The sequence below is a fragment of the Paenibacillus albicereus genome (assembly GCF_012676905.1).
GTDB lineage: Bacteria > Bacillota > Bacilli > Paenibacillales > Paenibacillaceae > Paenibacillus_O > Paenibacillus_O albicereus.
The window spans coordinates 2,650,498-2,673,770 of record NZ_CP051428.1; the positions used below are offsets into that span (position 1 = coordinate 2,650,498).

General features: G+C 64.3%; 28 protein-coding genes. 4 read left to right on the forward strand and 24 right to left on the reverse strand.

The genetic code is table 11. From position 1 onward, the window contains the following. Window positions 1–15: 15 nt before the first annotated feature. The 19 genes from HGI30_RS11690 to HGI30_RS11780 form a co-directional block, all read right to left on the reverse strand. Window positions 16–1,899: an LTA synthase family protein gene (locus tag HGI30_RS11690; RefSeq protein ID WP_235680108.1), complete on the reverse strand. Its 1,884-nt coding sequence runs from the start codon at window positions 1,897–1,899 to the stop codon at window positions 16–18. 115 nt (window positions 1,900–2,014) lie between these two features. Further along, window positions 2,015–2,404, reverse strand: a complete 390-nt coding sequence (locus HGI30_RS11695; RefSeq protein WP_168909848.1) for a DUF350 domain-containing protein — start codon at window positions 2,402–2,404, stop codon at window positions 2,015–2,017. Then, window positions 2,398–3,087 (reverse strand): hypothetical protein, encoded by a 690-nt coding sequence (locus HGI30_RS11700; protein WP_168907729.1) that lies wholly within the window; start codon window positions 3,085–3,087, stop codon window positions 2,398–2,400. The genes HGI30_RS11695 and HGI30_RS11700 overlap by 7 nt, the downstream gene beginning before the upstream one ends. Beyond that, window positions 3,084–4,286: a glutathionylspermidine synthase family protein gene (locus HGI30_RS11705; RefSeq protein WP_168907730.1), complete on the reverse strand. Its 1,203-nt coding sequence runs from the start codon at window positions 4,284–4,286 to the stop codon at window positions 3,084–3,086. Before HGI30_RS11705 ends, HGI30_RS11700 begins: the two co-directional genes overlap by 4 nt. Beyond that, window positions 4,283–4,930, reverse strand: coding sequence for a hypothetical protein (locus tag HGI30_RS11710; RefSeq protein WP_168907731.1), 648 nt, complete (start codon window positions 4,928–4,930; stop codon window positions 4,283–4,285). The genes HGI30_RS11705 and HGI30_RS11710 overlap by 4 nt, the downstream gene beginning before the upstream one ends. A 21-nt stretch (window positions 4,931–4,951) precedes the next feature. Beyond that, entirely contained in the window at window positions 4,952–5,161 is a 210-nt protein-coding gene (locus HGI30_RS11715; protein ID WP_235680109.1) for a hypothetical protein, read from the reverse strand. Window positions 5,162–5,345: 184 nt separating this feature from the next. After that, window positions 5,346–5,654, reverse strand: coding sequence for an HNH endonuclease signature motif containing protein (locus tag HGI30_RS11720; RefSeq protein WP_168907733.1), 309 nt, complete (start codon window positions 5,652–5,654; stop codon window positions 5,346–5,348). Continuing rightward, entirely contained in the window at window positions 5,654–7,708 is a 2,055-nt protein-coding gene (locus tag HGI30_RS11725; protein WP_235680110.1) for a peptidoglycan D,D-transpeptidase FtsI family protein, read from the reverse strand. The genes HGI30_RS11720 and HGI30_RS11725 overlap by 1 nt, the downstream gene beginning before the upstream one ends. After that, complete coding sequence (locus tag HGI30_RS11730; protein ID WP_168907735.1) at window positions 7,705–8,172, reverse strand: OsmC family protein; 468 nt, start codon at window positions 8,170–8,172, stop codon at window positions 7,705–7,707. The genes HGI30_RS11725 and HGI30_RS11730 overlap by 4 nt, the downstream gene beginning before the upstream one ends. 89 nt (window positions 8,173–8,261) lie before the next feature. Continuing rightward, window positions 8,262–8,582: a metal-sensitive transcriptional regulator gene (locus HGI30_RS11735; RefSeq protein WP_168909849.1), complete on the reverse strand. Its 321-nt coding sequence runs from the start codon at window positions 8,580–8,582 to the stop codon at window positions 8,262–8,264. A gap of 235 nt (window positions 8,583–8,817) precedes the next feature. Beyond that, window positions 8,818–9,036: a cold-inducible protein YdjO-related protein gene (locus tag HGI30_RS11740; RefSeq protein ID WP_168907736.1), complete on the reverse strand. Its 219-nt coding sequence runs from the start codon at window positions 9,034–9,036 to the stop codon at window positions 8,818–8,820. A gap of 77 nt (window positions 9,037–9,113) precedes the next feature. Next, the gene (locus HGI30_RS11745) at window positions 9,114–9,893 is read right to left on the reverse strand and encodes a GNAT family N-acetyltransferase (RefSeq protein WP_168907737.1); all 780 of its coding nucleotides are present in this window, start codon (window positions 9,891–9,893) and stop codon (window positions 9,114–9,116) included. A gap of 139 nt (window positions 9,894–10,032) precedes the next feature. Beyond that, the gene (locus tag HGI30_RS11750) at window positions 10,033–10,464 is read right to left on the reverse strand and encodes an organic hydroperoxide resistance protein (protein ID WP_168907738.1); all 432 of its coding nucleotides are present in this window, start codon (window positions 10,462–10,464) and stop codon (window positions 10,033–10,035) included. 94 nt (window positions 10,465–10,558) lie between these two features. Further along, window positions 10,559–10,951 carry a hypothetical protein gene (locus tag HGI30_RS11755; protein WP_235680111.1) on the reverse strand — a complete coding sequence of 131 codons (393 nt, stop codon included), beginning with the start codon at window positions 10,949–10,951 and terminating at the stop codon, window positions 10,559–10,561. 138 nt (window positions 10,952–11,089) lie between these two features. Then, window positions 11,090–11,425, reverse strand: a complete 336-nt coding sequence (locus HGI30_RS11760; RefSeq protein ID WP_168907739.1) for a hypothetical protein — start codon at window positions 11,423–11,425, stop codon at window positions 11,090–11,092. Window positions 11,426–11,506: 81 nt separating this feature from the next. Continuing rightward, window positions 11,507–12,481, reverse strand: coding sequence for a serine hydrolase domain-containing protein (locus HGI30_RS11765; protein ID WP_168907740.1), 975 nt, complete (start codon window positions 12,479–12,481; stop codon window positions 11,507–11,509). A gap of 170 nt (window positions 12,482–12,651) precedes the next feature. Further along, a complete protein-coding gene (locus HGI30_RS11770) occupies window positions 12,652–13,569 on the reverse strand; it encodes a hypothetical protein (RefSeq protein WP_168907741.1) in 918 nt (305 codons plus the stop codon). A gap of 186 nt (window positions 13,570–13,755) precedes the next feature. Continuing rightward, window positions 13,756–14,334 carry a TraR/DksA C4-type zinc finger protein gene (locus tag HGI30_RS11775; RefSeq protein ID WP_168907742.1) on the reverse strand — a complete coding sequence of 193 codons (579 nt, stop codon included), beginning with the start codon at window positions 14,332–14,334 and terminating at the stop codon, window positions 13,756–13,758. Window positions 14,335–14,372: 38 nt separating this feature from the next. After that, window positions 14,373–15,155, reverse strand: coding sequence for a metallophosphoesterase family protein (locus tag HGI30_RS11780; RefSeq protein WP_168907743.1), 783 nt, complete (start codon window positions 15,153–15,155; stop codon window positions 14,373–14,375). A gap of 128 nt (window positions 15,156–15,283) precedes the next feature. Between HGI30_RS11780 and HGI30_RS11785 the strand changes: the two genes are divergently transcribed. Next, the gene (locus tag HGI30_RS11785; protein ID WP_168907744.1) at window positions 15,284–15,727 is read left to right on the forward strand and encodes a GNAT family N-acetyltransferase; all 444 of its coding nucleotides are present in this window, start codon (window positions 15,284–15,286) and stop codon (window positions 15,725–15,727) included. 1 nt (window position 15,728) lies between these two features. On the opposite strand, the gene HGI30_RS11790 is transcribed toward HGI30_RS11785, so the two are convergent. The 3 genes from HGI30_RS11790 to HGI30_RS11800 all read right to left on the reverse strand — a co-directional run bounded on the left by HGI30_RS11790 (window position 15,729) and on the right by HGI30_RS11800 (window position 17,213). Beyond that, complete coding sequence (locus HGI30_RS11790) at window positions 15,729–16,001, reverse strand: hypothetical protein (protein WP_168907745.1); 273 nt, start codon at window positions 15,999–16,001, stop codon at window positions 15,729–15,731. A 141-nt stretch (window positions 16,002–16,142) separates the two neighbouring features. Further along, window positions 16,143–16,694 carry a macro domain-containing protein gene (locus HGI30_RS11795; protein ID WP_168907746.1) on the reverse strand — a complete coding sequence of 184 codons (552 nt, stop codon included), beginning with the start codon at window positions 16,692–16,694 and terminating at the stop codon, window positions 16,143–16,145. 66 nt (window positions 16,695–16,760) lie between these two features. Further along, on the reverse strand, window positions 16,761–17,213 hold the full coding sequence (locus tag HGI30_RS11800; RefSeq protein ID WP_168907747.1) for a hypothetical protein: 453 nt from the start codon (window positions 17,211–17,213) through the stop codon (window positions 16,761–16,763). A 365-nt stretch (window positions 17,214–17,578) separates the two neighbouring features. Here HGI30_RS11800 and helD point away from each other — a divergent pair, with 365 nt between their 5' ends. Both helD and HGI30_RS11810 read left to right on the forward strand, forming a co-directional pair. Further along, on the forward strand, window positions 17,579–19,927 hold the full coding sequence (helD, locus tag HGI30_RS11805) for an RNA polymerase recycling motor HelD (RefSeq protein WP_168907748.1): 2,349 nt from the start codon (window positions 17,579–17,581) through the stop codon (window positions 19,925–19,927). Window positions 19,928–19,989: 62 nt separating this feature from the next. Further along, window positions 19,990–21,435 carry a hypothetical protein gene (locus HGI30_RS11810; RefSeq protein WP_168907749.1) on the forward strand — a complete coding sequence of 482 codons (1,446 nt, stop codon included), beginning with the start codon at window positions 19,990–19,992 and terminating at the stop codon, window positions 21,433–21,435. 165 nt (window positions 21,436–21,600) lie between these two features. Here the strand turns inward: HGI30_RS11810 and HGI30_RS11815 are convergent, their stop codons facing one another. After that, on the reverse strand, window positions 21,601–22,011 hold the full coding sequence (locus HGI30_RS11815) for a four-helix bundle copper-binding protein (protein ID WP_407944985.1): 411 nt from the start codon (window positions 22,009–22,011) through the stop codon (window positions 21,601–21,603). Between the two features lie 185 nt (window positions 22,012–22,196). On the opposite strand from HGI30_RS11815, the gene HGI30_RS11820 reads away from it, so the two are divergent. Beyond that, entirely contained in the window at window positions 22,197–22,373 is a 177-nt protein-coding gene (locus HGI30_RS11820; protein WP_168905838.1) for a hypothetical protein, read from the forward strand. A 90-nt stretch (window positions 22,374–22,463) separates the two neighbouring features. On the opposite strand, the gene HGI30_RS11825 is transcribed toward HGI30_RS11820, so the two are convergent. Beyond that, on the reverse strand, window positions 22,464–23,264 hold the full coding sequence (locus HGI30_RS11825) for an undecaprenyl-diphosphate phosphatase (protein ID WP_168907750.1): 801 nt from the start codon (window positions 23,262–23,264) through the stop codon (window positions 22,464–22,466). Window positions 23,265–23,273: the final 9 nt, after the last annotated feature.

A 23,273-nucleotide genomic window follows, 5' to 3' on the forward strand; every position in this document is an offset into this window, starting at 1 on the left:
ACCTCTCCTTAGGGGTCAACGTTTCGGCAGCAGCTTCACATAATCGTCGGACAGCGCCATCAGCTGGAGCATGTACTCGTAATCCTCGCGATGCTTGGAGAAGTCCGCCACCGGCTGCAGCGTATCGAGGTCGATCGCTTCTCCGTCCTCGAAGCCTTTGTCCGGGACGAACAGAATCTCGTCGTTCAAGAACGATCCCGTCGGCAAGTAATACCTCATGCCGATGACGTTCCGCCCGGTGTTGAGCAGATCCCGGCCGAACGGCAGCACGCCCCCGTCCTCCGGCCGGATGCCGAGCAGGTTGGCGAGCGTCGGCAGCAGGTCCATCTGTCCGCCTGTGTTTTCAATCGTGCGGGGCTGCTGGCCCGGATAGCGGATGACGAGCGGAATGTTGAGGCGGCTGACCCGCTTGTCGTACTTGATGCCGAGCTGCTCCTGGATCAGCGCCGGATCCGTATCCTGCGGCTGCAGGCCGAAATGGTCTCCGTACAGCACGAGCGCCGTCCGATCCCAAAGCCCTTTTTCCTTGAGCCCGTCGATCAGGCGGCCGACCGCCCAGTCCGTATAATGCACCGACTGCAAATAGTCGCCGATGACCGTTCCCTCGAGCTCGTCCGGGAGCGTGAGCGCCTGCTTGTCCTTCGGAATGCGGAACGGGGAATGATTGGACGTCGTGACCAGATGCGCGTAGAAGGCGCCGCCTTCCGCCGCCGTCTCCGACAGCTTGTCCACCGCCGTCCGGTACAGCTCCTCGTCCGAGGCGCCGAAGCTGTTGAAATGATCGTTATGGAAGTAGGGCTTGTCGTAATACTTGTCGAAGCCGAGCGCCGGATACAGCTTGTTGCGGTCCCAGAAGCCGACGTTGTTGATGTGGAACGTGTAGGCGCTGTAGCCCTGCTGCTGCAGCAGCCGCGGCAGGCTCGGCAGCCGGCGGTTGCCGTAGCCCGTGCTCATCGCGATCGTGCCGGTCGGATAGATCGACGTATTGGCGATGAACTCGGCGTCGGACGTATTGCCCTGCCCGATCTGCTGGAAGAAATGCGGCGCGTACCAGCCCTCGTCCACGAGCCGGTTCAGCACCGGCGTCACCTCCTGATCGCCGAGCTTCAGCCGGATCGGAAAGTTCTGGAAGGCTTCCAGCTGGACGACGATGAGGTTCATGCCCCGCATGGCGCCGAAGCCGTCCGGCGTGCCGCCCGCTCCGGCGCCGCCATACGGATAGGAGGCCTGGAGCGCCTTGGTCTGCGCGATCGTATCGGCGATGCTGCCGGAGGCGATCTCCTTGTCCTCCTCGTAGGACTTGATCGCGCTTACGACCTGGTAGTTGAACAGCCCGACGCTCTCCGCCTGGGCCAGCTCGCTCTTGGTCGCCTCCGCCTCGCGCACGAACCACAGCGATCCGGCCGCGCCGGCCAGGCAGAGGACCGCCGCGAGCGGCTTGTACAGGCTCCGGCGTCCGTCGGGGGCGCTGCCTCTCCTGCGGCGCGCGGCCCATACGGCCGCGAAGGCTGCCAGATCGGCGAAGTACAGGTAGTCCAGCGGCCGGATCGTGCCCTTCACGCTCTCGCGCACGCCGAGCACCTGGCCCAGATTGCCGAGCGCCGTGTAGGTCGCGACCGTGCCGAAGTTCTTGAAATAGAGCGTTACCGCGAACAGAAGCGTGGAGAGGACCAGATTGAACGCCCAGTAGGCCGGACCCTTGCCCCGCCTCGGCGTCGCCAGCTCGAACAGGCCGAGCAGCGCGAGCAGCGAGAGCGCGTCCGCGGCCAGCGCGAGCGGCTCGATGCCGCCGAACAGCTCCATGCGCATCCATTGCAGCTTCAGCAGCAGCAGCAGGAACAGCCCGGCGAACAGGCTCCTTCCCTCCCGCCTCTGTCCGAAGGACAAGGGACGATTCATAGCGGATTCCTTCTTTCTCTAGCATCTTTTGCAAAATCTTTACCCAGTATAGCACAACGGCGAAGAAGCCCGCATTCGCGAGGAATGCGGGCCGAAGGCGGACCGGAACGAGGGTTCAGATGATGAGGCTGCTGATTGCGAAGCCGGTTCCGACATAGACGGCGGCGAGCAGGATGCCGACCGCCACGTTTCCTTTTTGCAGCTCCTGGGACACCTTGAAGCCCGGCGTCGCCAGCTCGAAGACGAGATAGGCGAGCACGAGGCAGACATAGCCGACCGCGAACCACAGCATCAAGTACCAGATCGAATGGTTCGTATAGGAGGCGACCCCGAGCAGGATGGCCGTGCCGAGGAACTTGCCGCCCATCGCGAGTCCGGCGGCGACGTTGCCCCGCTTCAGCTCCTCGAGATCCTTGTAGGGCGTGATCCAGCTGAAGATGAGCATTCCGACGAGCTGAAGGACGATGATGACGATGATGCTGACGAGCAGATTGACGGCTATGATGCGGCCCACCCCCTGAATTTGCTGTATGCGAGATCGAACTCGCTGAAGTCATGGATTTCTTCCAAAATGACGTCGGCCTGCTTGGCGGACTTGAGCGACGCATAGCGGTCCGCGTCGATCGGCTGCTTGACGACCTGGCCTGACGGCAGCTCGATGACGGCGAACTGGCGGCTCTTGCCGCCGAGCTCGGTCTTGTAGACTCCGACGAGGTCGACCTTCGTCTTCAGCCTCAGCTTGAGGCGCTCCAGATCGGCGTCCGCCGTCGCCTTGTCGCGGTAGGACTTGATCGGCGTCCACGCCGACAGGCTGACGGAGGCCTTGCCTTCGCTGTTCTCCTTGAGGTTGGCCGTCATGTATTGCAGCGTGAAAATTTTTTCTCCGGTCGCATACTGGTTGTCGTTGGCCATCAGCTGGTTGTCCGGCAGGATCGTCATGTCGCCGCCGATCAGGTCGCCGACCTCGGCTTCCGCGACGCGGTAGTCCCAAGGCACGACCGATGTATCGGCCGCTGCGCTTTGGCCGGCGGCCGACGTGGAAGCTCCGCCGCTGCTCGTGTCGAACACGCTGTTCGAGCTGGTCGAGCAGCCCGCCAGCGCCAGCGCCAGCAGGGCCGCGCCGATCGCGCCGGCGACGCGCTTGCGCATGCCCCGGACCGCTCCGGGCCGGATATCGGAAACGTTCATCGTTCTTTCACTCCTATCGGTACAAAATGGCTCGTGTTGCCGGTAATGAGGCCGCCGGCCCGGCCCAGCAGGCCGCACGGCTCGCCGCCGAGCATGAACAGCCCCGTCAGCAGGCGATAGCTGGACCCGCCGAGCTCCAGCTCCGGCAGATCCGCGCGGCGCTGGTAGACGGTCGGGAAAAAGACGCTCGTATCGAAGCCGTCCTTGTCCTCGATCTCCAACCCCCCGCCTTCCCCGTACAGCTTGACCGAGCCGCCTTCGCGGCCGAACATCGACTTGGATACATAGCTGCCGTCGAACAGCGGCTTCGTGTACGTCGGCAGCAGATAGGCCTCGATCGCCTCGCGCTCCTGCTCGCCGTACAGCATGCCGAGCTCATGCAACCCCCACACAAGCGCCTGCAGCCCCTTGGATTGAAGCAGGATCGCATGTGGGCTATTGAACAGCGTCAGCTGCCCGGTCTCGATCGCATAGGCCAGCGCCTCCCCCCCGTCATCGAGCGCCATCCATTCCTTCGGATAAAGGGCGAACATGCGCCGGATCGGCACGCCGTCGCCGTCCAGCACGACGCCATGCTCGACCGACAGGTCGAGCAGATCGAGCTTGCGCAGCTCGAGTCCGCTATGCCGGGCCAGCAGATCGATCGTGCCGGTATCCTCCGCATGCGACCCGTAGGCGGCGCAGGCGACGGCGTCCGGGCGCTCCTCGCTCCAGGCCGCCGCCAGCCGCTGCGCCATGGCCTCGTTGGGCGAGCGCAACCCTGCCTGCCGGCAGAGCCAGGGGGTAGCGGCCGCCGCTTCGGCATATCCGGTCGGCGTATCCGCGTTGAGCTCCAGCAGCTTGATGCCGCCATCCAGACCGACCGCGAAGTCGAATCGCGCGTATCGGCTGATCTGTCCTGGCGGAGGCAGCTCCAGCCCGTCCAGCATGTTCCAGAGAATCGGCGGGATGCCGATCAGCGCATAGAGCTCGCGTCGGCCGTGCATGTACCGCACCGTACGGTCGAAAATCGCCCACAACGACGATGCCGCCCGCTCCAGCCGCTCGTACACGTCCGCGTCCATGGCGACGACTTCATCGAGCCAGTACTCCTCTTGCTCGAGATCGGCCCAGCCGAAGCCGAGCTCCGCCAAGCGGGCTACGGCATCGGCGCGGTCAAGCCGCTCGCGGCGCGCCGCTTCCAGCGCAGGGGCGGTCATCCGGAAAATCCGCTGGACTTGCTGGAGCTTGGGCCCGACGAGTAGCCGCTCGAATTGCCGCCGATGCTGCCCTTCGACGAGGAGGTGGAGCGGCGGGTGATGCTCCCGCTGCCCGAGGACGTCTTGGGACGGACGGACGAGCCGACCGTCGGCTTGTTCTGGAAGCGGGTGCTGTCGTAGGCCGGCCGCTTGTACAGCTGGCCCGTGGAAGGATGATAGGCCGGATGCGAGGAGCCCCAAGCGCTGGAGGAGTACCCGCCGCCGCGATTGAAAATGAGGTGGTACAGCAGCATGTCGTCCCAGCCGAAGCCGCCGCCGTTATGAATGACCGTCGTGCCGCCGCCGCCCGAGCTGACGGAGCCGCTCGCGCCCGTTCCTTCGCCCTCTGCCGCCCCGTCCTCCTCCGGCTGCAGCTCCGGCAGGTTCCAGTCCTGCGCCGGATCGTAGTAAGCCTTGACCTTGTCGCTCGACCATTCGACCAGCTTCGGCGAGCCGCCGGCCGCAGCCGGACTTGCCGACGGCGCCGCGGCCGAGACGGCCGAGCTCGCGCTGCCGGCCAGCAGGACGAGGCCAAGCGTCGTCGCCATGACCTTCGGCGGCTTGGGAGCAGCCGGCGGGGTGGGATGCTTCATCGATTCGCTCATGATCGTCTCCTTTCTCGGACTCTAGCTGGAGCCGCCGGGTGCCGAGATCAGCAGCAGCTCCATCACGCCTTCGTCGACGTTGAGCCTGCCTTCGACCGTCTCGAATTCTTCTCCCCCGATGGTCAGATAATTGATATGATGCAGCGCGGCGAGCATGTCCGCCGACCAGCTGCGCTCATCGATCTTGCGAAGGCTGCCGCCTGGCAGCTTTTGAACCAATACGACTTTCATGGAAGATTCCAATTCCCCATCACCTTTTCCATTTCATATGCTTTCAGCCAATCCACCACGTATATACGCAGGTTATAGCAAAAAGGTTTACATTTAAAGAAAAAAAATGCCGACATCGCAAAAAGGCTCTGCCCGTCGGACGGGCAGAGCCTTGGACGCCGCAAGCAGCCTCGGCGAATTGGTTTCAGCGGCGCCTCACGCGCGCGGACTTGCGCAGCGCCGGCAGCACGCCGGGCGGCTGCTTGCGGATGTAGCGGACATAAGCTGCGATCGCCGGATCGGCGCGCAGCGCCTCGATGCGGGTGAGGCCGAGCTGCACGAGGTCGCGGTTCGTGTACAGGGCATGGATCTGGCGATGGCAGGCCGGACAGAGCAGCGCCTTGTCCAGCATCGCTCCGCCCTGCTCGCGCGGCGTCAGATGATGCTCGGTCAGAGCCGGAACGACTCGCCCGCACAGCTCGCAGCGCAGATCATCGGAGCGGTTCGGTTCCATCAGTTCGTCCCGGTTGCTTTTTTGGGCGTGCCGTACAAGCCGACGGCCTCGTCGTACGCATCGAAGATCTTGCGCGCGACCGGCGCGGCGCCGTACCCGCCGTAGCCGCCCTCGGGAATGATGATCGCGATCGCCAGCTTCGGCTTGTCGGCCGGAGCGAAGGCGATGAACACGGAGTTCTCGACAAGCTTGCCGCCGGCGACCTGCTGCTGGGACGTGCCCGTCTTGCGCAGGAAAGAGTAGGAAACGCCCTCGAAGCCTTGAACGGAAACCCTGCTCATGCCGGCATAGATCGTGTTCCAATATGCATCCGGGAAGCTGATCTTGTTCAGCACCTCCGGCTGCACCTTCTCGATGACATCGCCCTTGGGATCGAGAATCTCGTTGACGAACAGCGGCTTCATCCGCTTGCCCTTGTTGGCGAGCATCGAGGCGTACTGGGCGAGCTGCAGCGTCGTGTACTTGCCGAGCTGGCCGAACGAGGCCCGGACGAGCGCCGACTGGTTGCTTGCCGTCTTGGCCTCATGGAAATAGTCCTCGACGCCGGGCTGCTCGTACGGCAAGCCGCTGCCGGTCAGCACGCCGAGCCCGAACTGCTTCATGTAATCGTCCCAGACCTCGACCGCCTTGCTGCCCCCGTACTTGTCGAGCAGCCGCTCGCCGATCATCTCGGACATGTAGGCGTTGGAAGACTTGGCGAGCGCCTCGCGAGCGTCGATGTTGCCGTTCGGCTTGCGGCTGGCATTCCAGATCGTCACTTCATTCCCTTTGCTGCCGAAAACATAACGACCGACATCACGGTAGTTTTCTCCCGCCGTGAACAGCTTCTCATTGAGCCCGATCAGGATCGACAGCGGCTTCTGAGTCGAGCCGAGGTAGACGAGCGAGGGCGTGTGCTTCGCCTGCACTTTCGGATCCTTGTAGTTCGGAAAGACGGTTCGGATCGTGCCGTTGGTGACGAAGTTCTTGATCGGCTCGTACTTGTCCGGCGGAACGGAGCCGCCTTTCCAGATGTTCGTGTCGTAGTCCGGCATGCTCGCCATCGACACGACCTTGCCGGTGTCGACCTCCATCGCGACCGCGAAGCCCATGCGCGCGGCGTTGCCCTCGTTCAGCGGCCGGCTGGTCGCGTTCTGGAGCACCTCAAGCTGGTCGCTGATGGCTTTTTGGGTCGTCAGCTGCACCTGGCGGTTGATGCTGAGGACCAGGTCGTTGCCGCGCTGCGGAGGCTGCACCACGGGAGCTCCCGTCACCTTGTTCGTGCGGTCGACGGGATACGTCTTGAGCCCGTTGATGCCGCGCAGCTGCTCCTGGTACATGTACTCCAGGCCGTCGAAGCCGACCGTTTCCTCCTGGAGATACTTGTTGACGGGGTCGTTCTTCTCCTTGATCTCCTTGTACTTCGTCAGGTCGCCGGCCGACTTGTACTTCTTGAGATAGCCGACGAGCTGGGTGGCGACGCGGTCCTCGCTGTAGTTGCGGACGCTCTCCTCGACGATGTCGACGCCGAGGAACTGCTCCCTGTTCTCCGTGATGTAGGCGATCTCGCGGTTCGACAGGTCGGAGCGGATGCGCCGCGGCACGGAGATCGTATTCGTGCGGAAGTTCAGGTCCATGTTCTTTTGGATCTCCTCCGGCGTCATCTGCGCTTCCGGATCGTCGTTGAACTTCTTGAACACCTCGGACAGCTTGACGCTCATGTCGATCGCAATCTGCTTGTCCTTTTCCGCCTGAAGCGTATAGGTCAGCGTCTGCGTCGAGGTCGAGTAGGCGATCGGCTTTTTGTCGGAGTCGAGGATGTTGCCGCGGAACGGCGGGATCGACACGTCGCGCGTCCCTTGATCCTCGCGCATCAGCTTCAGCTCCGGCCCGTCGATGAACTGCAGCACCGCCAGCCGCACGATGAGGATGCCGAACATGACGAACGCCGCAAAAAAGAACAGATTGAGGCGGAACATGAACTGCCGCCGCACGACATAGTCCTTCTCCTCGTCGCGCCCGATGATTTCCGGCGGCTTGCCGTTGCCTTTCGAATTCATGCCGGGCTTCTTCATGCGCCGCCACCTCCGTCTCCGCTCAGCCGCACCTCGGGCTTCGCCTCCACCCGCACGTTGCCGGCGAGAGCTCGCGTCACCATGCAGGACTGCTCCGCCTTGAGGGCGATCCGGGCGGCACGCTCCGCAGCAGGCGCGTCCGCTCCCGCCTCCAGCATGATGAGCGGACGGTGCTCGATCGAGCGGTACGTCGGCTGGCCGGCATCATCCGTTTCGACGACCGCCGTCGAGCGCAGCGTCAGCTGCGTCGGCACGATGCCGGAGCGCTCCAGCATCGCGGCCAGCGAGATGACGTAGCAGGTCGCCGCCGCGCCGAGCAGCAGCTCGTCGGGATTCGTGCCGATGCCGGGCCCGTCCATGCCGGAGGGAATGGAGACCGCCGACTCCAGCGCGCCGCTGCGGATCGTTCCCGCCCCGCATCTTCCGCCCGACCATGCGGCTTCGAGCTCAAACTTATGTTCCATCGCCTTGCTCCTTTTATCTGGATATGCTTTCCTGCTGCTGTAGACGAGCGAGGGCCGGAAAAAGTTCGCTCCGGCCGCCTTGCGTCCGCTCAGCGGATCAGCTTGTTCATCGTCACCATCAGTTCGTCGATGACTGCGCTGTCGCCTTCCTGCAGCCGCTCCGCCACGCAGGACTTCATATGATGCTCCAGCAGCAGCTTGCCGACGCCGTTCAGCGCCGATTGAATCGAGCTGATCTGGTTGAGCACGTCGTCGCAGTACGTATCCTTCTCGATCATGCCCTTGATGCCGCGCACCTGGCCCTCAATGCGGTTCAAGCGGCTGATGAGGCTCGTTTTCGTCTTTTCGGAATGATGGCTCTTGCGCGGCTCCGAGCATCCGCAATCGGCTCCGTGCTCCGGGTGTTCCAGATGTTCCGAATGTTCCGGATGCCGCTCGGACGCTCGAGCGGCCCCGATCTCCTGTCTGATTTCCAAATCCGGCGCCCTCCTTCCCGAAACGGGTGTGGTCTTGATTCGCCCTCTATTGTAGCATACGAAGAGGCCGAAGGCATGCCGCCGCGAGCAGCAAAAAACCGCTCCGGCCGAAGGCGGCGGAGCGGCGGGAACGGCCTGGCGCAAGTATCGCAGGGCGGCGCGCGGAAGGTCAGAGGCCGTATTCGTCTTTCGGCTTCGGCTTGCGCTTGATTTTGTTCACGACGGCAGGCAGGTGCCGGATGCTGCGCAGCATCGGTCCTTTGCACATCGGGCAGAGCTGGGAGTCGGCGGCGAACTCGTCGCGCACCCACGCCTTGCAGTCGGCATTGCGGCATTTCCAGATCTTTGTGGGAATAAGCTCGGGCTTCGTTTCTTCGGTCGTAGACAAGGGGAAGCAGTCCTTTCTGATGTCGGCTCAGCGCTGCCCTCCAAAAAAGACAGCCTGACTACTATATCACCCTCGTTTCAACCAAGTAAAGACTTGACAGGATCGCTTTCCTGCACCCTGTACCAGTAGGGATAGGCTTCGCGGAAGCCAAGTCCGGCATAGAGCCGCTCGGCGGCCTTGTTGCCGGCCAGCACTTGCAGAAAGGCCTGGTCGGCGCCTTGCTCCAGCCCCCAATGCAGCAGATGGCGGAGCAGCCTCCGGCCATAGCCTTTGCCCCGGCTGTCCGGCGCCGTCAAAATGTCGTAGAAGCCGAGCAGGCGTCCGTCGAGCACCGCCAAGCCGAGCGACACCGGCCGGCCCTCGGCATGGAGAAGCGCGAACTGGCGGGGCAGCGTGGAGGCCTCGAACATCCTTTCCGTCAGCCGCAGCTCCTCTTCCCCGCAGCCTCCCCACTCCTGCATGAGCCGCAGCCACGCGGCACTCGGATCGCTCGAGACGAGCGCGTCCGCACCGGCGCACTCCGGCTTCAGCCGGCCGATCTCCGCCGTCATGACGACTGACGGATCGGAGACCCGGTAGCCGCGCCGGGCCAGCTCCGCATCGAGCTCGGCAGGCTCGGCGAACGGAGTGATCTTGAACATCGCCGGCTGTCCGGTGAGACGGTAGATGTCCTCGCAGCGCCGAATCTTCGTCTCCAGCTGCTCCAGGCTTCCGCCCAGGTGAAGGAGCGGCTGCACGGAATTCGAACGCTTCGTATAGCCGCCGTTCGACTTGACGAGCCATCCCCCGCAGCTGCTCGTCTGCAGCGCCGGCCAGCTGTTCAGCGCCGCTTCCTCGATCTCGTAATAGGCTTTCACTTCGCTTACCTCCCGGTCGTCTTGGCTTCAATAAGCATAAATATACTATTTAATTTATTTTTATTCAATATCAGGCGAAAAAGAACCTTCCGCCAGCTGGCGAAAGGCTCTCGGTTGTTTCGATCCTGTAGTCTTCATCTCAACGAGACGGCTCGGCCTCCAGCACTTCGAGCTCCACGTCGATATTGCCGCGCGTCGCCTTGGAGTACGGGCAGACCTGGTGCGCCTGCTGCGCCAGGTCGCGGACCTGGGCGAGATCGGCTTCCGGCACGTAGATCTGCAGCTTGACGCCGAGCTTGTAGCTCGGTTCGTCCTTGAAGATCGACACCTGCGCCGTCACGACCGCTTCCTTGGCCTCGACGCCGGCTTTGCGGGCGGCCAGCTGAAGCGCTCCCTCGAAGCAAGCCGCGTAGCCGGCGGCGAACAGCTGCTCCGGATTCGTCGCTTCTCCGCCGGGACCTCCGAGTCCTTTGGGAATCGCGAGCGGCAGCTCCAGAACGCCGTCGGAAGAGCTTATCTTCCCTCCGCGGCCGCCTTTTGCCCGTACTTGCGCCGTATACAATGCATCCATTCGAATCTCCTCGCTTTCGGGTTGCTGTCGTCCTTTGTTTGTACCCGAATGCAGGCAAGTCCAACCGCCGCCCGGCGGCCGGCTGCCTCAAGCGCTACAGCCGGCTCATGCCGCTATGGGCGCCGATCAGCTGGAGCATGCGCGGCGGAATCGGCAGGATGAACTGCATCGCGCCCGTCTGGAAGCGGCCGCTGCGATTGTGAACGACCGCCGCGCTGACATGGATGCGGTACACCGGAACGTCCGCCCCGCTGATCGCATACTCGGCCGTGCCGCCGCGGCTGTGTCCGGCTGTCATTTCCTTTGTCCGGCGCAGCTCGAACGGCACGAGGCTGACCATATCGTCCAGCTTGAGGTAATAATTGACATGCGGCTTGTGATAGACCAGCTCGCGGGTCGATACGGTAAGTCCGAACTCCGGCTTTTTGATGGACAAGAGCAGATGGCCCTCGAGGTCGCGCACCGGCAAGAAATCGGCATTCATCATAGCCAGGCCTCCTTTCGGCTCTATCCAGCATAGCATAGATGCCGCCGGCCGCTCCATCGCCGCCAAGCAAAAGCCCCGCTTTCCGGCTCCGACGTGTCGGAGGCTGCGGAAAGCGGGGCGCATGCGCGGAAAATAGGGTCAATGCAGCGCCGAGCCGCCGAGCGAGGAGCGGACCTCCGCCTCGACGGAGCTTGCGCGCTCCTTGAGCTTGCGCAGCTGCCGCAGCTGGGCGTCGGCCTGCACCTGGATCTGGTTCTCGGTCATGCTCAGCTCCTGCACGAGCTCCTGCATCGTATTGATGAGGCCGCGCACCTTTTCGGAGCTGCTGTCCGCGCCTGCCCGCAGAAGCGCCTGCCTGCCCTCGACCATTTCCTGATCGCGGCGCTGGCGCTGCTGCTCCTGGAACTGCTCGTAGGTCATGGTCAAGCTCGAATCGCCTTGCGGCTGCTGTCCGTTCGGATTCATGGAATTCATGGGTTTCCTGCCTCCTGCCCTAGGTCTTTCCTGCCCTTTCCGGGCAGGCTCGCCGTTAGCATGTCCCATTTTCGCTTCCCGCTATCCGTCGCGCAGCGCAGGCAGCAGATGACGCTCGAACAGCTGCCGGGAGAGGATCGCCTTGTTGCGCCCTTCCGGCCTCTTGCGCACGACTGCGACCGCCTCCAGCTCCGGCACGACGAACAGGTACTGACCCCCGTACCCGAACGCGAAGAAGTAATTCGGCCCAGGCTGCTTGTCCTGCGGCGACACCCACCAGTGATAGCCGTAGCAGCCGTATACCTGGGGCTCGTAATGGAGCAATCCTTTATGGCGAGGCTTCACCGACGCCTCCACCCATTCCTGGGGAACGATCTGCTCGCCCTGCCAGCGGCCGCCCTGAGCGTACAGACGGCCGAGCTTCGCCAGGCCGCGCATCGTCATCGACAAACCCGCGCCCCCCTCCTGCCCGCCGGCGAGGCGGCTCCAGCGGACCGGTCCGGCGCCTAAAGGTCCGAACAGATGCCTTCGCGCGAACGTGGAGAGGCTCCTTCCGCACGCCCGCTCAAGCGCGATCGCCAGCAGCTGCGAGCCGCCCGTATTGTAGGCGAACACGGCTCCCGGCTCATGCGCGAGCGGGCGGCCCAGCACGAAGGAAGCCGGATTTTCCGCGCGCTTCAGCTCCCGGTACGGCTTGTCGAAGTCCGGCCAGTCCAGCCCGCTCGTCATGTTCAACAGCTGCGCGATCGTGATGGAGCGCTTGCGCGGATCGTCCCGCAGCGCCTCGGCCAGGCCAGGCTCCTCCACATCCAGGTACGCGACGATCGGATCCTCTTCGCCGCCGATCAGGCGCTGTCCGATCGCGATGCCGATGAGCGCCGACAGCACGCTCTTGGTGCAGGACAGAACGGCCGCAGGCCGGTCCTCGCCGTCCGCGCTCCAATGCAGCCGCTCGCGGCCGGCCTGCTCGACGTGCACGCCTTTGATGCCCCAGTCCTGCAGCAGCCCGAGCTCGTCCTCCTCGAGCCGCAGCTCCTTCGATTCCATCGCCTGCATCCGCATGTCCCTCCCGAAGTGGCGGTTCGTCCGAATAGCATGCCGCCTCGCGGTCGGCGCTATCCTTTCTCCACCTTACCCCGAACCGTATCGTTTGTCCCGCGGAGCTTGCGGCAATCTTGCCGGAAAGAATCATGACGTCCGGCCGTACCGCCCCTGGCGACTCGGCGTCAAGCTCCGGGAGCGGCGGCCAGCGCTGCGTCGGAGCGCAGCCGCTGCAGCAGCAGCGAGCTCAGCTCCTCGGCGTCCTGCCAGCGCAGCGCCGCCGCGCCGGTCCATGCCGGCGGCGCGGCTGCTCCCTGGCGCGACGTCCAGAGCAGCGGGATGCCCGCGGCAAGCGCGTACCCGCCGGCCAGGCAAGCGGACGCCGCATCGCCGGACAGCTCGGCGAGGACGAGGTCTGCCCGTGCCAGCAGCTCGAGCGGGCGCTCGCCGTCGGCGTCGCCGTCGCGGCCGAGCACTCTCGGCGTGTAGCCGCATTGCTGCAGCAGGGGCAGCACGTAGCCCGTCCACTCCGCATCCGCCTCGTCGTCGCCGCTCCCGGCGACGACGCAATATTTCTGCAGCCCGCCTGCTGCGGCAAGCTCAGCCTGCTCCCAGCCTTTGGGCGTCAGCGAGAACACCGAGCCGGTCCGCTCGAGCAGCTCTTCGTCCCGCAGCTTCTCGATGACGTAGACCATCTCCTGCAGGTTCTGCGAGTAGGTGAGGTTAAAGCTGCGCGCGAGCCGGTGCACGATGACGGGCTCTCCCGGTCCGGCGCACTGGCGGCGCAAATAGGCGAGAAGCTTGGCGCATTTGGCCTCGACCGTAAGCGGCACGTGAGGCGAGGCGGGCAGCGCCTCCACCTCCTCGGCGGTGACGACGACGTCGCGGCCGAGGCCGGTCATCTCGCGGATGTAAGCGGACGCGAGCGGAAACAGCTCTCGCTGGCGCGGATACGAAAGCGAGCCGAGCACCTCGTATTGGTCCGCCGTCATGCCGTAGTCCGCTCCCGGGGCGCAGTCGCAGCCGATGAAGCGCTCCGCCGGCCCGGAGCCGACCTTCACGGGCACCGGCGAGTCGCAGAAGAGGCAGCGTTTGGTCATCATGATGTCATTCCTCCTGTCCAGTCGTCGTCCCAGTGTACCGGAAATGAGCCGGCAGAAGCGTTAAGCTTCTCTCATTCCGCTCTAAGGATTCTCATCGAGAGGCCGCCAGCCCGCGCTGCAAGGCGATTGCAGCAGGCGCAAAAAAAGCAGGACCGGAGCATCCGGTCCTGCCTGTCGCCTCCTGGCTCAACGAAGCTTCTCCATTTCATTCGCCGCTTCGGCCTCGGCCTGAGGATCGACCGTCGCGGAGGCATTGCCATATTCCTCGACCGCCTGCCAAGCTCCCGCATCGTCGAATCGGCCGGCATGCGACTGGCGGCCTTCGCCTGCCCCTTTGGGCGGAAGCGTCATGACCTGCTCCTCGACCGGGCGCTCGGGCGCCGGCTCCTGTTGCGGAACGTTCTGCACCGTATAGCGGGTCGATGGTATCGCCTCCAGACGCTCGAACGGAATGGGCTCGCCGGATTCGGCGTCGAGGCCGTACGTGCCGTCCTCCATCTGGCTCAGCGCCCGGTTCACTTGAGCCAGCTTCTTGCCGAGCTTCTCGTCGAGCGCCATGTCGCGCTCCCGCTCGAACGTCGTCGTCGCGGCATCGGCGGGATGGTTGTCATAGCTCGACAGCTCTCCGTCGGCCTCCTGCATCGTCGCCGGCCCGCCGTCCCCCGTCGTTTCGGCGTTCAGCTGAAAATGCGCTTCCAGCTCGGCTTTCTCCTCCAGAAGGGCGGCTTTCAGCTTCTCGATCTGCGATGGCTTCAAATGGTTCATATCGGCTTCCTCCTAAGCGTTCGTGTAGGTTTGTCTACCTATACCCTTGGAGGACGGCCGATGAAGCACGACCCGGCCGATTCGAAGCCGAGGTTGGCCGGAACGCTCTCCTCCTGCCAGCCGCCGTCCGGATCGAGCAGCAGCGCGTTCAGCTGATAGCCGTAGGCGCAGCCGCCGTCGATGCCGAGCTTGTCGCCCGCGTTCCAGACACCTGCGCCGTCTTGCAGCTTGCGCGTCTGCGTATGGCCGAACACGACCGTTTTCCCGGCAGCGACCGGATGGCGCAAGAACGGCTCGCGAACCGTGTAGAACATCGGCGCAGGCTGCTTTTTCCAGCGCTTGCCCCAGGCGGGATCGAGCCCTGCATGCGCATAGATGCGGAGGTCATCCTCCGCGTACAGCTCCAATCCCTGAAGCAGCCTCACATGCTCGGGATGCCGCCGCCGGATGAGGCGCAGCGCGTCGTCGAGCTCGCCCGGCGTCCAGCTGTGCTCCTGCGGCCAGCCGCCGTAGCTCGACAGCGCCGCTTTGCCCCCATGCTCGAGAAAGCTGCGCGCCAGCCCCGGGTGCCCGGTCTTGATGAGCTCCAGGAACCGGTGATCGTGATTGCCCTTGAGCAGCACGACGCTCTTCCCGCCCTCGGCCTTGAGCCGGATCAGGGCGTCCAGCGCCCCCTTGCTGTCCGGCCCTCGCCCGACGTAGTCGCCCAGGAGCAGGAGCCGATCCGCCGCCGGCTCGTAGCCGACCTTGCCGAGCAGCCGGCGAAGCGCATCCGGACAGCCGTGGATGTCGCTGATCGCGATCGTCCTTCCCATCCCCATCGCCATCTCTCCTTTTTCGCCGTCGAATTCTCGAAAAGCCGTTTTCGTTGCAGAGGCATGCGATCCTTGCTAGAATACGAGTCGATGCCTGTCCACAGGCGGTTACGGGAAAGGATGGATCCAACTTGATGCAAGCCATCGTAGTGAAAACGCCCGATCAGCTGGCCCAGTGCCTCGCGATCCGCAAGGAAGTATTCGTCCTCGAGCAGGGGGTCTCCCCCGAGGAAGAGTGGGACAGCTACGACGCCGCCCCGGACCGATGCCTTCACCTGCTGCTCCTCGACGAGGACGGCGCCACGGTTGGCACCGGACGGGTCAAGCCGTTCGAGGAAGGCATGGCCAAGCTTCAGCGCATCGCCGTTCGAGCCGAGCGGCGAGGCCGCGGCACGGGCGCCGCGCTCGTGCGGGCGATGGAACAAGCCGCCCGCGAGCAAGGCTACGGCGGCGCCGTGCTGGACGCCCAGGTCCAGGCCGAAGGGTTTTACGCCAAGCTCGGCTACGCGCCGGTCTCTCCGGACATCTTCCTCGATGCAGGCATTCCGCATGTGCGCATGTCCCGCACCTGGAGCTAGATCAGCCTTCGGGCGCGTAGGAGGAGCGGGCGGCCTCGACGAGCGCTTCGTACATCTCGTCGTTCTCCTCCAGCTCCTCCTCCACCTGCTCGATCTCCTCTTCGGGGCCGGCCTCGTTCAGGAAGAACAGGCCGTACGCCCAGTCCTTGCCCTTCTTGCTCTGCAGAGCGATTTCATAGGGCTTCTTATGCCCCGATACCTCGAAGTGCACCTTGCCGACGAATCCGTCTTCTTCCGTGCGGGCCATTTCCGCGTGAATCAGCTTCCATTCCATGCCTCTTGTCCTCCCAAGCTCGAATAGACCTATCATACTCGATTCCGGGTGAATGAAAAAGCTTCGCCAAAGGCGAAGCCCGATAAGGGTACGTTATTCGCCAACGGCGAAGCCCGATAAGGGTACGTTATTCGCCAGAACTCAGCTCGACGTGTACGCCAGCTTGATCTGCTTGCCCAGCTCCCGGCAGTCTTCCTCGTCGGAGCAGACGAAGCTGACGCGCCTGATCGACGTATCCGGATGCGATTTCAAATAGTCCGATACCGCAGCGAAAGCGATCGCGGCCGCCCGGTCCTTCGGAAAGCCGCAAAGACCGGTGCTGAGCGCAGGAAAGGCGATGCTGGTGGCGCTTTTCTCCTCGGCCAGCTCCATCGAGCGGCCGTAGCAGGACTCCAGCAGCTTGTCCTCCCCGGTGCCGCCGCCCTGCCAGATCGGTCCGACGGCATGGATGACGTAGGCGGCCGGCAGCTTGCCCGCCGTCGTCATGACCGCATCGCCCGGATCGCAGCCACCCCGCTCGTTGCGGACGAGCGTCAGCTCGTCATGAATGGCGATGCCTCCCGCATGTAGGATCGCCCCGTCCGTGCCGCCCTTCAAGCTCGAGTTGGCCGCGCTGACCAAAATGTCGGCCTCGGCCTGAGTCAAGTCCCCTTGCAGCGCCTCCAGCAGCGTCGAATTGATTTGAATCGTCATCTTCATCCCGCCTCCCGCTTGTCTGTTACCCCTATTTGGACGCAGCGGCGACGGCTGAATCGCGCATCAGTGCGAACCCGGCAACGGCTCGATCCGGCTGGCCAGCCAAGGATAAAGGCGAGCTCCCGTGCTGGACACGGCGAGAACGTACTCGATGCTGGAGCTGCGGCTCGTCAGCCTGACCCAGTCGCCCCAGGTCGGCAAGGGCTGGTCCGGCAGCGGCGGCACCGGAGAGACGTACAGGTCGGCATAGTCGAACCGGAACGTCAGCGTCCGGTTCAGTCCGTAAAACTGGAATACCGCCACGGAGGAGAAGGTCGGTCGCAGCGGCTCGAATTCCAGTTCGCGCTCTCCCAAGCTCAGCTGACCGAATGCCTCGAACGGAATCGGCACCTTGCGCAGCAGCAGGCGCATGCGGGGGAACGACGGGTCGCGCTGCCGCTCGGCCAGCGAGCATTCCCTCCGGTAGCGCCTCAGCAGCCCGGGCCCGGCGACCCAGACGGCGTTGAATCGGATCATCGCGCACCTCCTCCCCGTTCCGTCCCGCGCCTGGCGGCGCTGCCGCCAAGGGACGCGCAGCTGATCCATCCTATCGGCCGGAGGCGGAAATTATGCCTTCCAAGCCGGTGGTTCTGCGGAAGGAATTCGCCGGCGGACGGGGAACATGACTGCTTGGGGACGGAACGCAAAAAAATCCTACCCGCATGCGGGAAGGATTGAATCGGGACGGCGTCCCGTAGTAAACTGAGGAAGTCATGCAAAAAATAGAGCGATATTCAGGGTAGTAAAATTCTATTCTATTTTACTACAATAGCGGCCTTCTGTCAAGCTTCGATCCGCAGCTGGGACAGGCCGGTGCGACGAATGAAAGGATGTGTCCCTCCATGGATGCTGGCGAATGGAAAAAGGAACAGGCTCGAGTCGACGCGGTCCGCGGGCAGCTGAAGAAGCGGATCGCCCGCGACGAGCCGATCGTCTCGGAGCTGAAGGCGCAGGTCGTCGGAATCCGTTCGGAGTTCTGGGACGACGTGACCGTCAACCTGGCGGAGAGCGACGACCGGATCGAGACGGCGGTCAGCATGAAGCAGCAGGCCGAGGTGCTGTCCGAGCGGGAGCGGAGCCATCGCGCGCTGCGCAGCGGCCTGCAGAAAATGCGCCGCCTGCTGCCCGCTCCGTACTTCGGACGCATCGATCTCGTCGAGGAAGGAACGGACGGAACGCCTGAGCAGGCGTATGTCGGCGTAGCCTCCTTCCTCGCGGACGATGGGGAGACGTTCCTCGTCTATGACTGGAGGACGCCGATCGCGAGCCTCTACTACGACTACGGCCCCGGCGCGGTGCGCTACGAGACGCCGGGAGGCGAGATTGCCGGAGAGATGACGCTCAAGCGCCAGTTCTCCATCCGCGAAGGCCGCATCCGCTCCATGTTCGACACGGGCATGACGATCGGCGACGAGCTGCTGCAGGACGTGCTGAGCCGCACGTCCAGCTCGCAGATGCAGGCGATCGTCGGCACGATCCAGCAGGATCAGAACGCGATCATCCGCAACGACCGGGCGCGGCTCTTGATCGTGCAGGGAGCGGCGGGCAGCGGCAAGACGTCGGCCGCCCTGCAGCGCGTGGCTTACCTGCTCTACAAGCATCGGTCCCGCATTTCCGCCGAGCAGATGGTGCTCTTCTCCCCCAACCCGATGTTCAGCAGCTATATCTCGTCCGTCCTGCCGGAGCTTGGCGAGGAGAACATCAAGCAGACGACGTTCCAGGACTATCTGGAGCTGCGCCTCGGCCGCCGCTACGAGCTGGAGGACGCCGCCGAGCAGCTTGAAGCCGTGCTCGCAGGGCCGGAGGCAGACGACTCGATCCGGCTGCGCGCCGCTTCCATCTCCTGCAAGAGCTCCGTGCGGTTCCTGGAGCGGATTGAGGCGTTCGCCAGCGGACTGCTCCGCTCCGGCATGCGCTTCAAGGGCTTCCGCCTGCGCGGCCGCGTCGTTGTCGGGCGCAGCCAGCTGACGGAGCGCTTTTACGCCATGGACGCCTCCATCCGGCTGCCCAATCGGATCGAGCTGCTCAAGGAATGGCTGCTCGAGGAGCTCGAGCGGCTGGAGACGGCGGAGCGGGAAGCCGACTGGGTGCGCGAGGAGATCGAGTTTCTCGACGACGACCAGTATCGGAAGATCCACAAGACGCTGCGCCGGCAGCGGGCCGGGGCCGACGAGGAGGAGAGCGTGCTGGAGGAGCGGCTGCTGCGGACCGAGGTGGCCCGCCGGGCGTTCCGTCCGCTGCGACGCCTGGCCGAAAGCCTCGCCTGGATTGACGCCGCCGGCCTGTACAAGGACCTGTTCCGCGGCGAGCAGGCGGAGAATGCGGCGGAGGAGCGCTGGAGCGAGATCGCAGCCCGCACGCTTTCGGCGCTGGACGACGGCCGCCTGCTCCATGAAGACGCCGCCCCGCTGCTTTATTTGACCGAGCTCGTGCAGGGCTTCCGCATGAACACGTCGATCCGGTACGTCATCGTGGATGAAGCGCAGGATTTTTCGCCGTTCCAATTCCACTTCCTCAAGCGGCTGTTCCCGATGGCGAAGATCACGGCGCTCGGAGACTTCAACCAAGCGATCTTCGCCCACTCCACGGAGCTTGCGGCCAGCGCATGGCTGCAGCGGCTATATGGTCCCGACCAGACGGAAACGATCGTGCTGCGCCGCAGCTACCGCTCGACCCGGCCGATCGTCGAATTCACCCGCTCGCTGCTGCCGGACGGCACCGCGATCGAGCCGTTCGACCGGCCGGGCGAGCTGCCCGTGCTCGTCCGCGCCGGCAGCGCCGAGGAGCGCGACCGGCTGCTCGGCGCCGACCTGCTGAAGCTGGCGGCAGGCGAAGCGGCTTCGATCGCGGTCATCTGCCGGACCGAAGGGGAATCGCAGTCCGCTTGGGAAGCGCTGCGGGCGATTCCGGGCCTCGAGAGCTTGAAGCGGGTGACCAAGGATACGGCCAAGTTCGAAAGCGGCATGCTCGTCATCCCGGCCTATCTGGCCAAAGGCGTCGAATTCGACGCCGTGCTGCTCTACGACGCGAGCGCGGACGCTTACGGCGAGGAGCGCCTGCGCAAGCTGTTCTATACGGCCTGCACGCGCGCCATGCACGTGCTGCGCCTGTATGCGGCCGGAGCGGCATCGCCGTTCTTCGCCGATGCTTCTCCCGGCAGCTTCCGCGTCGTCGAGCCTGCCCGTCCCTGAGCGAACGTCACGTCCCGGTCCGGCATAGGATGCTTTAGCCTAACCGCGAAAGGACCGATCCTATGGACGTCACCGCCGGTTCCATCCACTGGCTTTACCTCTTTTTCGTCGGCGCCATCATCGTCCTGCTCACTCTCCGCCGCGATACGACGATCGCCTGCCTGCTCGGCATCGGCGCGATCGGCTGGATCGCCTCCGGAACGGCTAGCGGCGCCGTCGGCGGCCTGTTCAACAGCTTGATCTACGCGATCAAGGAGCTGTCAAGCACGATCCTCATCATCTCGATCATCGTGGCGATGAGCCGCCTGCTCGTCGCCACCGGCATCAACGAGATCATGGTCTCCCCCTTCGCCCGCCTGCTGCGGACGCCCGCGATGGCGTACTGTGGCATCGGCCTCATCATGATGACGGTCAGCTTTTTCTTCTGGCCTTCGCCGGCCGTTGCCCTGATCGGCGCCGTGCTGCTGCCGGTCGCGCTCCGGGTCGGCCTGCCGGCGCTCGGAGCGGCGATGGCGATGAACCTGTTCGGCCACGGCATCGCCCTGTCCGGCGATTACGTCATCCAGGGCGCGCCCAAGCTGACCGCGGACGCGGCCGGCATCGGCGTCGCCCAGGTCATGGAGGCGAGCGTGCCGCTCGTCATCGTCATGGGCGTTGCGACGACGGTAGCCGCGTTCTGGCTCATGCAGCGCGATAGGAAGACCGGCGCGTGGCGCGACGGGCTCGTGCAGCCGGGTGCCGGGTCGCTGTTCGGCGCGCCGGAAGAAGGCGGCGCGGACGCACGTCCCGAAGAAGCCGGCGACAACGCCGGCAAGGCGCTGCCGCTTGCGGCAAAGCGCGCGGCAGCGATCGCCATCCCGCTGCTGTTCGCCCTCGATGTCTATCTCCTGTTCCGCCTCGACCTGCAAGGAGGAGACGCCACCGCCTTGATCGGAGGCACCGCCGCCCTCATCGTCGCGGCACTGTCGCTGCTCGCCCATCGCGGGCGCGGCCTGGAACGGTCCACGACGTATCTGGTGGAGGGCTTCACGTTCGGCTTCAAGGTGTTCGGCCCCGTCATCCCGATCGCCGCTTTTTTCTATCTCGGCGACTCGGCGCTGCCGGCGCTGTTCGGCGATTCCGCCTTGCCTGCGGGCTCTCACGGCATCGTCAACGATCTCGGCGCTTTGCTGGCCCATTCGGTGCCGGTCAGCGGAGCGGTCGCGGCGGCCACGCTCGCCGCCGTCGGCGCCATCACCGGCCTCGACGGATCCGGCTTCTCGGGCATCTCCCTCGCCGGATCGGTCGCCAGCCTGTTCGGCACGGCGCTCGGCCACGGGACCGACGTGCTGACGGCGCTCGGCCAGATCGCCGCCATCTGGGTCGGCGGAGGCACGCTCATTCCTTGGGCGCTCATCCCGGCGGCGGCGATCTGCGGCGTCAGCCCGTTCGAGCTCGCGCGGCGCAACCTGAAGCCGGTGGCGTTCGGACTCGTCGTCACCACGATCGTCGCCATTTTCCTCCTCTAGCGCTCCCTGCAGCGCCGATAGGATCGCCAAAAGACGAAGCGGCCGGCGGCCGCTTCGTCTTGGTTCCGTCCAGCTATCGGAGTGGGCCTGCGCGGCGATTGGCCGTCCGCGGCCTCCGCCTTGCAGGCTTGCCCAGGCCGGACGGCCGTTCCGCCAAGCGCCGGTTCAGACTGCCATCGCCATGCAAGCCCGGGAGCAGGCGCGGCAGGCTTCGGCGCAAGCTTGGCAGTGGTCATGGTCATGCTTCGCGCACTCTTCGGCGCAAAGGTCGCAGGCTTGGGCGCACAGCAGCATGAACTCCTTGACGAAGGGACTGTTGCGCGTCATCATCTGGATGGCCATGCCGCATAGATCGGCGCAGTCGCGGTCGAGCCGGATGCACGCCTTCATCATCGCGGCGTGCTCCTCCTCCAGGCAGGCGTCCAGACAGTGGTTGCAGGCGGAGATGCAGGCGAGACAGGCGTCCAAGCATTCCTTCATCTTGCGCTCCATCTCCGTCGCGTCCATCGCCGCTCCTTGACCGGTGCCGCCCGCCATCGTTCCGTTCATCGGGTCCATCGTTTCGTTCGATTCCATTGTTGATCGCTCCCTTTCGGATTGGGTTCCCTGGTCCCTGCGTCCAGGCTCCAGCATGCCTCTCGTCCTTCTATACCCGGTTCGGGATCGTTCGCATCGCGAACTTCATCTCTCACCGCTAAAGTTTCTCGATCGGGTAAACGGGTGAAAAGAGAGCAGAACGAACGACAAGGGAGGAACCGAACATGAACAAAAAAGTACTCGGAACGGTGATTGGAGCAGGCGTGACCTACCTGATGCGGAACAAGAGCGCGAGGGACAAGCTGTTCTCGACCGTGCGCAACTTCGCTTCGAGCCGGCAAGGCTCGGCGCCGCGCACGCCGGCGCAGCAGGGCGACCGCAGCGGCTCCTACAAAATCTGACGCTTGCGCGATGAGACAAAAAAGCATCCGTCCCCACCGGGGGAAACGGATGCTTTTTTCGTCGTTCTTCCTTTGTACGCGCGGATGAAGCTACATGACGAACAAGAAGAACAAGGCCGCCAAGACGAAGCGGTAGTAGGCGAACCAGCTCAGCTTGAGCTTTTTGATCAAGTTGATGAAGGTGACGACGGCGATCAGGCCGACCACGAACGAGACGACGAAGCCGACGAGAAGCAGCCCGAAATCTTCTCGTACGAGCAGATCGCGGCTCTTGTACAGGTCGACGCCCGTCGCGCCGATCATCATCGGCACCGACAGGATGAACGTGAAGTCGGCCGCCGCTTTTTGGCTCGTGCCCATGAAGATGCCGCCGGAGATCGTCGAGCCCGAACGGGAGAAGCCGGACCATAGCGCCAAAATCTGAAAGACGCCGATGCCGAAGGCCTGCTTGTACGTAATGTCGTCGACCGTCTCCGCCGAGGGCGTATGCCGCTTCTGGTACTGCTCGGCGGCGATCATGAGCAAGCCGCCCGCGATCAGCGCGAGCAGCACCGTCGTCGGCCCGAACAGATACTCCTTGATGAAGCCGTGCAGCACGACGCCCATGACGCCTGCCGGAATCATGCCAAGCACGAGATGCAGCGCGTTGAGGCCCGAGCCTTTGGAGAAGTCGAACTTCAGGAAGCTGATGAACCGCTTGAAATAAAGCAAGAATACGGCCAGCACGGCGCCTAGCTGCACGACGACCTCGAAGGTGCCTGCTTTGTCCCCCGTAAAGTTCATCAGATCGCCAGCCAAAATCATGTGGCCGGTCGACGAGACCGGCAAAAATTCCGTCAATCCCTCGATGATGCCGAGGACGATCGCCTTGATGTAATCCAATCGCTCCACTCCTGTCCC

Excerpts from the sequence above, each read along its gene's own strand:
- HGI30_RS11690 (WP_235680108.1), bottom strand. The coding sequence starts at position 1,899 with ATGAATCGTCCCTTGTCCTTCGGACAGAGGCGGGAGGGAAGGAGCCTG.
- HGI30_RS11700 (WP_168907729.1), bottom strand. The coding sequence starts at position 3,087 with ATGAACGTTTCCGATATCCGGCCCGGAGCGGTCCGGGGCATGCGCAAG.
- HGI30_RS11705 (WP_168907730.1), bottom strand. The coding sequence starts at position 4,286 with ATGACCGCCCCTGCGCTGGAAGCGGCGCGCCGCGAGCGGCTTGACCGC.
- HGI30_RS11710 (WP_168907731.1), bottom strand. The coding sequence starts at position 4,930 with ATGAGCGAATCGATGAAGCATCCCACCCCGCCGGCTGCTCCCAAGCCG.
- HGI30_RS11715 (WP_235680109.1), bottom strand. The coding sequence starts at position 5,161 with ATGAAAGTCGTATTGGTTCAAAAGCTGCCAGGCGGCAGCCTTCGCAAG.
- HGI30_RS11720 (WP_168907733.1), bottom strand. The coding sequence starts at position 5,654 with ATGGAACCGAACCGCTCCGATGATCTGCGCTGCGAGCTGTGCGGGCGA.
- HGI30_RS11725 (WP_235680110.1), bottom strand. The coding sequence starts at position 7,708 with ATGAAGAAGCCCGGCATGAATTCGAAAGGCAACGGCAAGCCGCCGGAA.
- HGI30_RS11730 (WP_168907735.1), bottom strand. The coding sequence starts at position 8,172 with ATGGAACATAAGTTTGAGCTCGAAGCCGCATGGTCGGGCGGAAGATGC.
- HGI30_RS11750 (WP_168907738.1), bottom strand. The coding sequence starts at position 10,464 with ATGGATGCATTGTATACGGCGCAAGTACGGGCAAAAGGCGGCCGCGGA.
- HGI30_RS11755 (WP_235680111.1), bottom strand. The coding sequence starts at position 10,951 with ATGATGAATGCCGATTTCTTGCCGGTGCGCGACCTCGAGGGCCATCTG.
- HGI30_RS11760 (WP_168907739.1), bottom strand. The coding sequence starts at position 11,425 with ATGAATTCCATGAATCCGAACGGACAGCAGCCGCAAGGCGATTCGAGC.
- HGI30_RS11765 (WP_168907740.1), bottom strand. The coding sequence starts at position 12,481 with ATGCAGGCGATGGAATCGAAGGAGCTGCGGCTCGAGGAGGACGAGCTC.
- HGI30_RS11770 (WP_168907741.1), bottom strand. The coding sequence starts at position 13,569 with ATGATGACCAAACGCTGCCTCTTCTGCGACTCGCCGGTGCCCGTGAAG.
- HGI30_RS11775 (WP_168907742.1), bottom strand. The coding sequence starts at position 14,334 with ATGAACCATTTGAAGCCATCGCAGATCGAGAAGCTGAAAGCCGCCCTT.
- HGI30_RS11780 (WP_168907743.1), bottom strand. The coding sequence starts at position 15,155 with ATGGGGATGGGAAGGACGATCGCGATCAGCGACATCCACGGCTGTCCG.
- HGI30_RS11785 (WP_168907744.1), top strand. The coding sequence starts at position 15,284 with ATGCAAGCCATCGTAGTGAAAACGCCCGATCAGCTGGCCCAGTGCCTC.
- HGI30_RS11790 (WP_168907745.1), bottom strand. The coding sequence starts at position 16,001 with ATGGAATGGAAGCTGATTCACGCGGAAATGGCCCGCACGGAAGAAGAC.
- HGI30_RS11795 (WP_168907746.1), bottom strand. The coding sequence starts at position 16,694 with ATGACGATTCAAATCAATTCGACGCTGCTGGAGGCGCTGCAAGGGGAC.
- HGI30_RS11800 (WP_168907747.1), bottom strand. The coding sequence starts at position 17,213 with ATGATCCGATTCAACGCCGTCTGGGTCGCCGGGCCCGGGCTGCTGAGG.
- helD (WP_168907748.1), top strand. The coding sequence starts at position 17,579 with ATGGATGCTGGCGAATGGAAAAAGGAACAGGCTCGAGTCGACGCGGTC.
- HGI30_RS11810 (WP_168907749.1), top strand. The coding sequence starts at position 19,990 with ATGGACGTCACCGCCGGTTCCATCCACTGGCTTTACCTCTTTTTCGTC.
- HGI30_RS11815 (WP_407944985.1), bottom strand. The coding sequence starts at position 22,011 with ATGGAATCGAACGAAACGATGGACCCGATGAACGGAACGATGGCGGGC.
- HGI30_RS11820 (WP_168905838.1), top strand. The coding sequence starts at position 22,197 with ATGAACAAAAAAGTACTCGGAACGGTGATTGGAGCAGGCGTGACCTAC.